At 55.6% G+C, this 13,382-nt stretch carries 11 protein-coding genes; 6 read left to right on the forward strand and 5 right to left on the reverse strand.

Translation table 11 applies throughout. The features are described from left to right. Window positions 1-153: 153 nt before the first annotated feature. Together fic and ACZ46I_RS00475 are read right to left on the reverse strand one after the other, a co-directional pair. Complete coding sequence (gene fic, locus ACZ46I_RS00470; RefSeq protein WP_464281084.1) at window positions 154-759, reverse strand: protein adenylyltransferase Fic; 606 nt, start codon at window positions 757-759, stop codon at window positions 154-156. A gap of 882 nt (window positions 760-1,641) precedes the next feature. Further along, window positions 1,642-2,742, reverse strand: a complete 1,101-nt coding sequence (locus tag ACZ46I_RS00475) for a Fic family protein (RefSeq protein WP_464281085.1) — start codon at window positions 2,740-2,742, stop codon at window positions 1,642-1,644. 206 nt (window positions 2,743-2,948) lie between these two features. Between ACZ46I_RS00475 and ACZ46I_RS00480 the strand changes: the two genes are divergently transcribed. Then, complete coding sequence (locus ACZ46I_RS00480; RefSeq protein WP_464281086.1) at window positions 2,949-3,524, forward strand: IMPACT family protein; 576 nt, start codon at window positions 2,949-2,951, stop codon at window positions 3,522-3,524. A 64-nt stretch (window positions 3,525-3,588) separates the two neighbouring features. Here ACZ46I_RS00480 and ung read toward each other — a convergent pair whose 3' ends face one another. From ung to ACZ46I_RS00495, 3 genes are all read right to left on the reverse strand, one after another. Beyond that, on the reverse strand, window positions 3,589-4,290 hold the full coding sequence (gene ung, locus ACZ46I_RS00485) for a uracil-DNA glycosylase (RefSeq protein WP_464281087.1): 702 nt from the start codon (window positions 4,288-4,290) through the stop codon (window positions 3,589-3,591). A 70-nt stretch (window positions 4,291-4,360) separates the two neighbouring features. Further along, on the reverse strand, window positions 4,361-5,134 hold the full coding sequence (locus ACZ46I_RS00490) for an alpha/beta fold hydrolase (protein ID WP_013505314.1): 774 nt from the start codon (window positions 5,132-5,134) through the stop codon (window positions 4,361-4,363). A gap of 71 nt (window positions 5,135-5,205) precedes the next feature. Next, window positions 5,206-5,685 (reverse strand): peroxiredoxin family protein, encoded by a 480-nt coding sequence (locus tag ACZ46I_RS00495; protein ID WP_013505313.1) that lies wholly within the window; start codon window positions 5,683-5,685, stop codon window positions 5,206-5,208. A 264-nt stretch (window positions 5,686-5,949) separates the two neighbouring features. Here ACZ46I_RS00495 and iorA point away from each other — a divergent pair, with 264 nt between their 5' ends. From iorA to ACZ46I_RS00520, 5 genes are all read left to right on the forward strand, one after another. Continuing rightward, the gene (iorA, locus tag ACZ46I_RS00500; protein ID WP_013505312.1) at window positions 5,950-7,725 is read left to right on the forward strand and encodes an indolepyruvate ferredoxin oxidoreductase subunit alpha; all 1,776 of its coding nucleotides are present in this window, start codon (window positions 5,950-5,952) and stop codon (window positions 7,723-7,725) included. Window positions 7,726-7,732: 7 nt separating this feature from the next. Beyond that, window positions 7,733-8,323: an indolepyruvate oxidoreductase subunit beta gene (locus ACZ46I_RS00505; RefSeq protein WP_013505311.1), complete on the forward strand. Its 591-nt coding sequence runs from the start codon at window positions 7,733-7,735 to the stop codon at window positions 8,321-8,323. A 2,167-nt stretch (window positions 8,324-10,490) separates the two neighbouring features. Then, a complete protein-coding gene (locus tag ACZ46I_RS00510) occupies window positions 10,491-11,465 on the forward strand; it encodes a hypothetical protein (protein WP_464281866.1) in 975 nt (324 codons plus the stop codon). A 122-nt stretch (window positions 11,466-11,587) separates the two neighbouring features. After that, window positions 11,588-12,319 (forward strand): LuxR C-terminal-related transcriptional regulator, encoded by a 732-nt coding sequence (locus tag ACZ46I_RS00515; RefSeq protein WP_464281088.1) that lies wholly within the window; start codon window positions 11,588-11,590, stop codon window positions 12,317-12,319. Between the two features lie 451 nt (window positions 12,320-12,770). Beyond that, window positions 12,771-13,364, forward strand: coding sequence for a hypothetical protein (locus tag ACZ46I_RS00520; protein ID WP_464281089.1), 594 nt, complete (start codon window positions 12,771-12,773; stop codon window positions 13,362-13,364). Window positions 13,365-13,382 lie beyond the last annotated feature (18 nt).

Here is a 13,382-nt window from a genome sequence, read left to right on the forward strand (position 1 = left end):
AAATCAAATAGTTCGTATTCCTCCCCCGTTGCCACTCCCCATAGATACTCCGCAAAACATGCGGAGATTAGCGACTCTATTCTCCGCACGGTATAATGACGTGTAGTGTACGCTTGCGAGCAACACCGCAGATGAAGGCCTTTCCCCAGCCGTCTACAGTTCCTCGGTCCTGAATTCACTATAGCCTTCATAGAAATAGCTCACATCAATGCCCTTCATAAACAGGGTGCGGTCATCAATCTGATCGGTCAGCGCTTGTTGCAGCAAAACCTTGATTTCCACATCTTTTACCGGGCTGCGCTGCATGGCACAGAGGTAGTCGTCCTTATCGACCCGGTTCCAATCCACCACTTGCCGGATGGCTTTTTTCAGCATCAGGTCTAGCCAGATGCGGGTGGCGCGGCCATTACCTTCGCGGAAAGGGTGGGCAATGTTCATCTCCACGTATTTCTCGATGATCTGGTCAAAAGTGCCCTGTGGCATAGCGTCAATGTTTTTCAGCGCGGCCTCCAGGTACATCAGCGGTACAAAGCGGAAATCGCCTTTGGCGATGTTCACCTCGCGGATTTTCCCGGCAAAGTGGTAAATATCGCCAAACAGATAGACATGAAGAGAGGCCAACCCGGCAAAGGTGCCGACTTCCACCTTGTTGATATCGCCCGAATCGAACAGTTGCCTGGCCTTTTGCTTGCTGATTTTCTCTTCCGCCTTGGCCAGCTCAATTTGATCGGTGATGCTGAGTTTAATATCCAGAGTCATATTTTGCCTGCCTTTGTTGAAAGGGAACTCTTTACGGATCATGATACAGGAATCAGGTTGAAATATTATAACTGAAGTTTCGCACCCCCGAAACGGCAGGTTGTCGGCGCCGACCCACATGCCATGCTGAAATGGAGGAAATGGTTCTGCACAGACTGCGTCGCTTGACATTGTCCTCACCCTGTTTATGAGTTTCTTTTGCCACTTTTGGGTCGCCAAAAGTGGCTGGGAAGCGACCCCCAGTGCTGTCCTTTTCAGCCGTCCGCTCGCCTGGAACTGGGGACCGCAAACAACCGCCCTCCGTGGCTTTTGGTTTGCGGTTGCCGCCCTCGTGGCGTCAACCCTGCGGGTCCATAGCGTTATGCAGGCAATTGAAAAGCTCTCAGGTGCAAGGCGCACGCAAGGTGAGAAGTGAGGCGTACTTCCTGTACGTCGCAATGACGAGCACTGGTGAGCAACGCCGCAGATGAGGGCTTTTCAGCAGCCTGACAGTCAGCGCGTCCTGGCTGGGCCAGCACACGGGGGAGAGACAGAAGCAAGCCGTTCCCCCCTGAGCCCGTCCGGTGAGTGCGACGCCTGGCTGGCAAGACCTGAACAGGACACTCACAGGAAGTGAGTGGTCCGGCAGCACTGCAGGGAGGCAGTGTCTGCCGGATCTCCAGAACAGGCGAGCAACGAGCCGGAAAAACGGGCGTTCGGGGGGCGCGTTTTTGCGTCCTTTTTGCGCGGTCAAAAAGGACAATATCCGGAAACAAAAAGTGGAATACAAGATAAGTCAAGCATTCAAAATCAATACAGTTTCAGCGCGATAAATGTCAGAATAATAACACCTTAACCTAAGACAACAAGATGCGAAACTTGAGTTATAACCCATTTGGCGAGTTAAAAGCTGCACAGGTAGCTCGTACTCCGCCCTCCGCTACCACTCTTCCGCAATAGCCCCTTGTCCATTAAATCAAGAATATCCCGATGCGCCGTATCCTGAGAACATTTTGCCATTTTTGCCCACTTGCTGGTGGTGAGTTTGCCTTCAAATCCGGGTTCAAGCAGCCGCTGCAGCATGGCTTGCTGGCGTTGATTGAGGGGGATGTGGGCGTTATTGGCCCAGAATTTCTGGCGCTGCAGGATATGTTGCAGGGTGTGCTCTGCGGCGATGATGGCAGCTTCCAGGCAATCCAGAAACCAGCGAATCCAGGGGGTAATGTCCATGGAGCCTTTCTGGGTAGCTTCCAGGATGTCATAGTACTCCTTGCGCTGAATGAGTATCTGGCTGGAAAGGCTGTAAAAGCGCTGAGGTGTGTTTTCGCAGTGGGCGAGGGCCATGTCGCCTATGGCGCGGGCAATGCGGCCATTGCCATCGGCGTAGGGGTGGATGGTCACAAACCACAGGTGGGCGATGGCCGCCCGTATAAGGGGTTCCTGGTCACCATGGGAGGCGTGCCACGCCAGGAATCGCTCCATTTCACCGGGAACCACCGAAGCCGGTGGCGCTTCGTAATGAACCCTCTCTCGCCCATAGTATCCCGAAACCACCTGCATGGGGCCATTTTCATCGGTGCGCCAGGCACCTGTCGGAATGGTTACAAGCCCGCTGCGGCCAGTGGGGAAAAGAGCCCCATGCCACGCGTGAAGTCGCTCATTTGTCAGGGGCAGATGGTAATTTTGGGTGGCATCCAGCATCATTTCCACCACGCCATCCACGTGGTGGCTGGAGGGGACGAGTCCTCCATGGTCGATTCCCAGCCGCCTGGCAACGGAGGAGCGAACCTGTTGAGGGTTGAGGATTTCCCCTTCAATTTCGCTGGTATGGACTACGTCCTGGGTAAGCGTTTCCATCCAGGCGCTTTCCCGCAGGTCAAACCCGATATGCGCCATTTTCCCCAGCAGAATCCCCTGCTGGTAGCGCACCCGCGAAAGGGTTTCTGTCAGCGTATCCAGATGGTAGTGCCACGTGGGCCAGTCTTCCCTTTGCCAGATATACATGGTTCACCGTAATGTGGTGGAGATGAGCGGCATTGCATCCATTGCCTGATTTGTGGCTTTTTCAACAGATCATCGACCATATTCTCCGCAAAAAATGCGGAGAATGCAAGCCTATTCTCCGCACTGCACAGGCTGCTCCTGAAAATACTTCATTATAACGCTGAACATGCTACCCTCTGACAAAATCCCCTGTCTGGAGTTTTGCATTGCACACTCTGCAGCAGCCGGTTACCTGCGAGCTGAATATCAAGAACTCCCGTTTCCTGGGTCGGGTCGAGCCGGTGCTGAGCCTGGAGGACGGGCTGCAGCGTCTGGCCGCGCTTCGGCAACAGCATCCGGGGGCGGCCCATGTGTGCCACTGCCTGCTGGTTGGTGGCCAGGTGCGCATGTCCGATGATGGTGAGCCGGGGGGAACGGCGGCCAGCCCCATGCTGAATGTGCTGCAGCACAAGGAGCTGGACTCTGTGCTGGCAACGGTGGTGCGCTATTTCGGCGGGGTCAAGCTGGGCGCTGGCGGGCTGGTGCGTGCGTACACCCAGGCGGTAAGCGATGCTCTGAAGGGTGCGGTGCTGGAGCGGGTAAGGGTTCTGGCGTCTGCTACCATTGAGCTGGATTTTGCCCACGAGTCCCTGACGCGGCGCATGGGGGAGGCCCAGGGCATTCAAATGCAGTTTTCCTATGGCCAGAGGGTGGCAGTGCGCCTTGAGGGGGAGCAGCAGGAGCTGGAGCATTTTCTGGCGGCGCTGCAGGAACACACCTGCGGGGCGGTTACGGTCAAATAGGATGGCCTGCCTCCGCTGGCGGCTCGCGTGCCGGGTCCGCATGAGCATTTCCAGCACACCCGGCTTACGGTTTTTGCGCTGAATCAGCACTCCCGCCCCAGTCAATGGGCTGCTGCCCCTGTTGCTGCAGAATCGCGTTGATGCGGCTGAAGTGGCCACATCCCAGAAAGCCGCGATAGGCCGAGAGGGGCGATGGATGAGGCGCTGTGAGTATGTGATGCCTGTCCTGGTCGATGCTGGCCTGAAGCTGCTGGGCTGGCTGTCCCCACAGCACAAAGATCACTCCCTGCTTCTGCGTGCTCAGGGCGCGCAGCACGCCTTCACTAAAACGCTCCCAACCTTTATTGCGATGGGAGTTGGCCTTGCCGGCTTCCACGGTCAGAACCCGGTTCAGCAGCAGCACCCCCTGCCGCGCCCACCACTGCAGATCGCCGTCAACGGGGGGTTCGGACCCGGTATCGGCCTGAATTTCCTTGTAGATATTGCGCAGGGATGGCGGCAGCGCCACACCGGAACTGACGGAGAAGGCGAGTCCATTTGCCTGACCGGGACCATGGTACGGATCCTGGCCGACGATGACGACTTTCACCTGATCCCAGGGAGTCAGCCTGAAGGCGCGGAAGATGTCTTCCCGTGGGGGATACATGGGAATATTCTGCTGACAGCGCCGGGCCAGATACTGGGACAATCGCTGGCATTGCGGTTCCTGAAGCAAAGGGGCGAGATGCGCCTTCCAGCTGTCAGGGAGGGTGAAATCAAAGGACATGGGCACTCCATTTTCGCGGAAAAGCCCCTTCGCCACTGCAGGGAGAAGGGGCTTGTGGGAAGTGGGTCGATCAGGCGCGCAGGAACTCCACCAGCGCCCGGTTGAACTCATCGGGATGCTCCATATTCACCATATGCCCTCCGGGCAGCCTGGCTTCACTGGCGTTTGGCAATTTGGCCAGCATGGTTGCGGCAGCTTCCGCTGGCATGGCCTTATCCTTTTCAGCCCACATAACCAGGCTTGGCACCGTAATTTTTGACAGCGACTTCACGCGGTCGGCACGCTCGGCCATGGCAGCCAGGGCATTGGCAGCGCCTTCCACCGAGGCTCCACACATCATGGCGTAGACATCATCGCGCAGCTTTCGGCTTCCGTCCCCCATGACCTTTTCAATGAAGACGTCAGCCACTGCGGCAATGCCTTCTTCACGGGCCTTGTCAGCAAGGTCGTAACGACCCTTACGCCCTTCCTCACTGTCGCCTTCAGCGCGGGTGACGATCAGGGCCAGCCTGGAGGCGCACTGGGGATACCGTTCCGCCAGAGAGAGAGCCACATAGCCCCCCATGGACATTCCGCCAACGCACAAGGGTTCAATACCCATGGTCTGGGTCAGTGAGTAGATTTCATCGGCCATCTGATCAATGGAAAGGGCTCGTTGGTAACGGGAGAGGCCAAAACCGGGAAGATCGGGAATCAGCACAGAAAAGCCTGCCTTGATCAGGGGTTGAATCTGGGGTTTCCACATGGCACTCTGCAGGGGAAAACCGTGGATCAGGACAATGGTCTGGGAGCTCTCACCGTGAAAGTCATAGTGCATGGTGCCAAGGGAGCTGACGAATTCCATTCTTACCTCCTGGGTTCAGGTTCGGTGTCACAGGGAGCGACATGGCAGCATATCGCGAGGAAGTATTTCGGTCAGGGAGCGACCTGCTCCAGCATCTGGGAAAACTTGTCATCGGGGATTCTGCCCATGTACTGGGCTTTGACAACGCCATCCCCGCCGATCAGGTAGGTGAAGGGAACAATGCGCACATCCTCATAGAGCATGGCTATGGAAGGATTGGCAAGGCCAACGGGGAAAAATATCCCCTTGTCCTTGATATATGCCTTCACATCCTCCTCCCAGCGATCCATGGCAATGCCGATGACCTGGATTCCGCTCTGTTCAAAGGCATAGCGATTGTCCACGATGCGCTGCATCTCCCGCTGGCAGGGTTGACAGAGGGTATAGAAGAACACCAGATAAACCGGCGTGCCTCGGTACTTCCCCAGGCTGATCTCCTCTGCGCTGATAAGGTCGCGAGTCCGTATTTCATAGGCTTCCTGACCAACCAGCGCCATGGCTGGCGTTGCCAGAAAGAAAAACAGTATACATATCAGCACAAGTCGAGCCATAGGTTCCCCCGTATAATTTGCATTCCGCTGAAAGAGCAGGTCATTGAAACACCCCGGTGCAAGAGAGGGAAAATCCGCTCCCCGGGCTTGGGCGTGACAAGCAACGCACAGATGTGGGTGTTCCGTCACCTCTCAGAATACCCCGCATCATACCCGTCATATCTTTCCGATGCAACCGACCTGTTTGAGTTGCCCTGTGGCAGATTTTCCATTATGATTGCGCAATTTTGCTCCAAGACATGAATACAAGGAGACATACCGTCAATGACTTCACAACCGACCCAATCCAAGACCATGCTGCTTTCCGGCAATGAAGCCATTGCCCTGGCAGCCCGTGATGCCGGTGTTGCGCTGGCCGCTGGCTACCCGGGTACTCCAAGTACCGAAATCATCGAAAATATCGCCAAAAATGGCGGCCTCTACTGCGAATGGGCCCCCAACGAAAAGGTCGCCCTGGAAGTGTGCATCGGCGCCTCCTTCGCCGGAGCCCGCACCCTGTGTACCACCAAGCACGTGGGCCTGAACGTGGCCGCCGACCCCCTCTTCACCGCCGCCTACACCGGCGTGCGCGGTGGACTGGTGATCATCTGCGCCGACGACCCCGGCATGCACTCCAGCCAGAACGAACAGGACAGCCGCCACTACGCCCGTGCGGCCAAGATCCTCATGCTGGAGCCCTCCGATCCCAACGAAGCCTACCACTACACCCGCGCGGCCTTTGAGCTGAGTGAACAGTTCGACATTCCCGTGCTGGTACGCACCACCACCCGCATCAACCACGGCAAGGGCGTGGTGAAGCTCAGCTCCCCCGCCGATCTGGGTGAACGCACCTACTCCACAGAATACAATCCCCTGAAATATGTCATGATCCCCGCCTACGCCCGCATGCGCCACGAAGTGCTGGAAGCCTCCCTGCTGCGCATGGCCGAGCACGGCAACACCAGCGAGCTGAACCAGTGGAAGCGGGGCGAAAAAAAAATCGGCATCATCACCTCCGGCGTCAGCCACTCCTACGTACAGGAAGTGGTACCCGCCGAGTGGAGCATCCTGAAGCTGGGCATGACCCACCCACTGCCCGAAAAACTCATCGAGGACTTCTGCCGCAGTGTAGACGAAGTCATCGTGGTCGAAGAACTGGAACCCTACCTGGAGCACACCGTCAAGCGCCTGGGCTTCGCCTGCAAGGGCAAGGAACTCTTCGGCATTACCGGAGAACTGAACCCCGACCGCGTCGCCCGTGGACTCGGACTGGCCACTGGCACCTCCGACGTCCCCGCCCATAAACTGCCACCCCGCCCCCCCGTACTCTGCCCCGGCTGCCCCCACCGTGGCAGCTTCACCGTCATGAAGCGCCTGGGCCTCTTTGTCAGTGGCGACATCGGCTGCTACACCCTGGGCGTGAACAAACCCCTGGACTCCATCCACACCTGCGTCTGCATGGGAGCCAGCATCGGCGTAGCCCACGGCATGGACCGCGTGCTGCCAGAGGAAGAGCGACGCAAAGTCGTTGCCGTCATTGGCGACTCCACCTTCCTGCACACCGGCATCAACGGCCTGATCAACATGGTCTACAACCGCTCCACATCCACCGTCTTTATCCTGGATAACCGCATCACCGCCATGACCGGCCAGCAGGGCAACCCCGGCTACGGCAACACCCTCATGGGCGAACCCACCAGCAACGTGGACATGGAAGGCCTCTGTCGTGCCATCGGCATCAAACACGTCTACAAAGCCGACGCCTTCGACACCCCCGCCCTCTTCACCCTGGCCAACCGCGAAGTCAACCGCGACGAGCTCAGCGTCATCATCGTGGAGCGCGAGTGCGTCCTGGCCTTCAAGGACATCATCAAGCCCGCCCTGCATGTGGATATAAAAGAGTGCATCGGCTGCGGCGCCTGCCTGAACGTAGGCTGCCCTGCCCTGGTATGGAACGCCAGCCTGAAAGTCGTCACCATCGACACCACCATGTGCACCGGCTGTGAAATCTGCATGTACGAATGCCCGACCGACGCCATCAAAAAACCCGAAAACAAGTGAGGAACCCATGTCAGAAAAAGTCGTAAATATACTGCTGGCCGGTGTGGGCGGACAAGGCATCCTGCTCACCAGTGAGATTCTCAGCGAAGTGGCCCTGCGCAAGGGACTGGACGTCAAAAAAAGCGAAGTCCACGGCATGGCCCAGCGCGGCGGCTCCGTAGTCAGCCACGTGCGCATCGGCAAGGAAGTGCACTCTCCTTTGATCCGCGAAGGCGAAGCCGACTTCCTGCTCTCCTTCGAGAAGATGGAAACCCTGCGCTGGCAGAGCCTGGTATCGAAGAAGACCGTCTGCGTCGTCAACGACACCGAAATCTTCCCCACCAACGTCAACGTGGGCCTGGACAAATACCCCCAGGGGCTGGACGCTTTTCTGGATGAAAACTTCAACGCCTGCTTCCGCCTGGACGCCTCAGGACTGGCCGTGAAAGCCGGAACCGCCAAAGCCGCTAATATCGTGCTGGTGGGAGCCCTGGCACGCATGCTGCCCGACTACGACAAATCCCTGTGGATTGAAGTCATCAAGGAAAAAGTACCCAAGGCAACCATCGGCATCAACACCGAAGCCTTCGAACTTGGCTATCAGGCCATGGTGCTGTAACAGACACAAAGCCGGGGTGCAGATTGCACCCCGGCTTTTTTTTTTTATACTTTTCATATCAGTTAGCGTCAAAATCATGCCATGATTCAAATTACGCACTTTTTGACCGCGCAAAAAGGTCGCAAAAACGCGCCCCCCGAACGCCCGTTTATCCGGCTCATTGCTTGCCTGTTCTGGAGATCCGGCAGCAGGCTGCTCAAAGAGGCCAATCTGCTGCGTTGCAGGGCATCGCTCGTCACTGCGACGTACAGGAAGTACGCCTCCTTTCTCGCTTTGCCCGCGCCTTGCACCTGTGCCTCTTTGCGTTGCCTGACCCCTGCCTCCCTGCAGTGCTGCCGGACCACTCACTTCCTGTGAGTGTCCCGTTCGGGTCTTGCCAGCCAGGCGTCGCACTCACCGGACGGGCTCAAGGGGGAACGGCCTGCTTCTGTCTCTCCCCCGTGTGCTGGCCCAGCCAGGATGCGCTGACTGTCAGGCTGCTGAAAAACCTCACCTGCGGCGTTGCTCGCCTTGCACCTGAGAACTTTTCAATTGCCTGTGTGTTTTGAGGTACTGAAAGACACTTTCTTTAAAATTATCTTTTCAGAAAAGACAATCTCCTCTCGCAAAGCCGCTGAGAACGCAAAGAAGATGGGCAGCCAAATCAGTTAAACTTGTATTTTTCTCTGCGTCTTCGCTACTTGAGTGAGCGCAGCGAACGGGCGTGAGATCCTGCCTTTCCATTCGCGTTTATTCGCGTCTATTCGCGGTAACTTCCGCGTCTTCCGTGATTTCCGTGGTTAAGCTCTTCCGGTTTCCCCTCCCCACAGTCTTTGCGTGAAATATCCCCATTCGTGCATATTCGTGTTCATTCGCGGTGGAAACTGCTTTTCCCTTTGCCTTTCTTTGCGCCTTTGTGGGCTTTGTGTGAAAATCTCTTCGTTTTTGAGCAGTCGCGTGTCATTGCACCTGAGCATTTTTCAATTGCCTACGTGTTTTGAGGTATTGAAAGACACTTTCCCTAAAATTGTCTTTCCAGAAAAGACAATCTCCTCTCGCAAAGCCGCTGAGAACGCAAAGAAGATGGGCAGCCAAATCAGTTAAACTTGTATTTTTCTCTGCGTCTTCGCGACTTGAGTGAGCGCAGCGAACGGGCGTGAGATCCTGCCTTTCCATTCGCGTTTATTCGCGGTAACTTCCGTGTCTTCCGTGTCTTCCGTGATTTCCGTGGTTAAGCTCTTCCGGTTTCCCCTCCCCACAGTCTTTGCGTGAAATTTCCCCATTCGTGCATATTCGTGTTCATTCGCGGTGGAAACTGCTTTTCCCTTTGCCTTTCTTTGCGCCTTTGTGGGCTTTGTGTGAAAATCTCTTCGTTTTTGAGCAGTCGCGTGTCATTGCACCTGAGCATTTTTCAATTGCCTGTGTGTTTTGAGGTATTGAAAGACACTTTCTTTAAAATTATCTTTCCAGAAAAGACAATCTCCTCTCGCAAAGCCGCTGAGAACGCAAAGAAGATGGGCAGCCAAATCAGTTAACCTTGTATTTTCCTCTGCGTCTTCGCTACTTGAGTGAGCGCAGCGAACGGGCGTGAGATCCTGCCTTTCCATTCGCGTCTATTCGCGGTAACTTCCGTGTCTTCCGTGTCTTCCGTGATTTCCGTGATTTCCGTGGTTAAGCTCTTCCGGTTTCCCCTCCCCACAGTCTTTGCGTGAAATTTCCCCATTCGTGCATATTCGTGTTCATTCGCGGTGGAAACTGCTTTTCCCTTTGCCTTTCTTTGCGCCTTTGTGGGCTTTGTGTGAAAATCTCTTCGTTTTTGAGCTGTCGCTCGTTGCTGCTTTTCCTTGGCGACTTCGCGGCTTGGCGAGAAACCTGCCTTGACAGGCTGCTGAAAAGCCTTCGCCGGTATCCTGCCGGCAGCTCCGGCCAACCTCTTTTCCCCACCGGAGACCTTAGCTGCCCTTCCAGGTAGTCTTCCGAAATCTGCCCTGCGATCCTCCACCCCTCAACATCGCCCTTGAAAAGAGCAACCTCAGAATATCTCCCAAAGCGCACACATGGCCAGCAGGGCAAAGTTACGAGCGCGTTACCCGAACAGGTAGTTGATTTTTCTGGGAAAATAATTAGAGTTATGAATGTTGCAGTAAATATCTCCTCCCGGTAACCAGGAACAGCAAGGAGTAACGCCATGGACGGCATACAGAAAGCTTCCGCCGGTATCCTGTCGGCAATTCTGCCCAACCTCTTTTCCACTCCCAAAACCCCTGCCACCATGAGCCTGAACGCCAGCCTGCGCACGGGCAACGCCGTGGAACGCATCGGCGCAGATAGTGCCTCCTTCAGCCAGCAGGCCCTGCGCCAGGCAAAGCGCATGAACCTCATGGAACAGAGCATAATACAGGCCCACTTCCATGCCAAAGCGCAGAACAATCCCCTGAACATCGACCCGGAAATCCTGGCGGAAGCCAGGGAACACATGGAAACCCTGCAGCAGGTGGAATTGAAGCGTCTGGCTCGCAATCTGGATATTGATGAGGGCATGCTGGCAGTCCTGACCCCCGAAGACTTGATGGAATACTACGACCACTTTCTCTACGAACCCGATCCCGACAGCGACCGGCAGCGCCTCTTCACAAGCATTCAAGGGGGAGTGCGGGCATTCAGCACCACCACGGAACAGCGCTTCGCCACACCCCAGGAATTCTGGGACTATAAGTTCCTGACCGACGAAGAGGGAAACTTCATCAGGAACGCCAGTGAAAACTACATGCGCAATAGCCTGTCTCTGTCTTCCTATGCTGTGGAGAACTTACTGGAAGGTGAACTCAGATTGGGCTCCCAGGAGCACAAGACCATGGACCAGGTGAACCCGGCCATCCTGCACCGCATGAACAACGCCCTGGAGTCCGGCGACAGCCAGCAGATAGGCAATGCCTTCGGGATGGCTCTCAAGGCCGCCCCCTGGGAGTTCTTCGACCCCAGCGGCTACCACGATGTGCGGGAGGCCATGATTGCCAAAATGTCACAGATTGGTTTTTTTGGCGGAAATGAACACAAGTGGAAAGTTTTCAGCGATGAGCACTTTCTGGCAGATAATATCGAATTGCTCTATGACGAGATGCGCTATTTCGAGCTGTACGAGCGGGAGTATCAGCCGATCTGACAAAATTCTGCTTGCTGCACTCAAATACCGCGCAGCCAGCAGGAAAGCAGAAATTGAGCGCAATTTACAGCCAGAGGAGGGCAATAGCCTCCTGAGAGCTGAACGCTCCGGAGACAATCCCCATGAGCCTCCACGAACTTTCCAGAAGTGACCTGCTGCTGGCCTGCACGGCCATCCAACAGGCCCTGAACATAGAAGACCAGGACAGCATGCACTCACTGCTGAGTACTCTGGGAAACTGCCTGGATTTTACCTGCGCCATCATCTGCCTGGTGGAATTCCAGGAAGAGCAACCCCTGTTTCAGGCGCTGGTTCAGCATCAGTGCCCTGAGCCATGGCTGGAAACCTATGTCGTCAGAAAACTCTGGCGTACCGACCCCGTCTTTCAGCAGGTCAGACGCTCTCCTGAGCCTCTGCGCTGGAGCCAGACACAAAACCGGCACTCACCGAATCCCGCACTCCGGGAAGCCAGCCGCCACGGACTGACCGACGGCATCAGTATCGGCTACGGAGCAGGCAATCGCACACTCATCAGCCTGGCTGGCTCCAGACAACAGATCCACGCAATTTCCTCCCTGGCATGCCGGGTGCTCCCCCTGCTGGCCCCGCTGATCCACAGCGCCAGTGTCCGCATTGCCCACCGCCAGGACATACCAGACACAAACCTCAGTGAGCGCGAATGCGAACTCCTGTTCTGGACAGCCGAGGGAAAATCCACAGAAGAAATCTCCATGATCCTCGCCATCTCTCGCGACACCGTCAAATACCACCTGAAGCGCATCTATCAGAAACTCAATGCCGTGAATCGCCACCACGCCATAGCCAAGGCCCTCCGCGCCGGACTCATCCAGTAGCAACTCTTTACGGTTCCTGACCACTCATGGTGCAGGCACGAGGAAAAGCCCGTCTCACACAGGCCACCAAGGCAACAGAATCAGCCACAGAGAAAGACAATATCTCGCCCGTTCGCTACGCTCACTTGAGACGCAAAGCACGCGGAGCGGAAGACTCTTCTTGCATTCTTTCCCATTACTTCCCTTGCGCCCTCACAAGAGATAAATACCTTTCCCGCTTCCATTTGGCCCGCGAACCCTGACTATTCACGTCCTAAGGACACACCTCTCCAAAGCAGCCCTTCAAACTTAACCCGACAAATGTACCCGTTCGGGTAGTTGAAGTTGAAATAATTTCAACTAAACTACATCAATACTGACTAACCACAGAAAAATAAAAGAAAGGAGGAGGGAAAGAAATTCTTTCCGGTAGGCCGAAATCTATTCACCATAAACCACTGGAGGAAGAGTTATGCAAAAGTTCCCCTGGATTTTCACCCTGTTGACCATCATGTTCCTTGCCGCAACCGCCCATGGCGGCGAGATGAAGCCACCACCCATCGAACCCATCAGAATCGAGGATCCCGCCCTGATCGAGGCATTGGAGCGAGCGCAGCAGGAAAATCTGAGACAGAATGACGGCGATGCGTCCATCTCATCTGTCCAAGGATATTGGAGCAGATCTTCGTCAGGAACTACCGTCTATACAGCCAAACAGCAGTATTTTGTTGGCCCCCTTATGCCCCTGACCTATGTGCCTCCTCAAGCTATGGTAAGCCATGCCGACTATCATTATAGCTCTACCCTGAACGACTGGGATTGGTACTTTGAGGCTTACCTGGCATTCCAACACTATTGGGATGGGCTATGGTACATGATACCATTGCCAGCACATCAGGGGACACTTCAAAACCTGAGTGTCTATGATTTCATGGCGGGCAATGGCGCACTTTTTGTGTATATGGTTAATGCCCTCGTGGAAGGCGCACCGCTGTACAATCCGCCGGTGGTAAATAATAATTCCGTCACTGTTTACTACACCTTCTGGCCGGAAAACATTAACTGAGCAGAATAATTTTCGCGC

It is taken from the genome of Desulfurispirillum alkaliphilum (genome assembly GCF_055378285.1).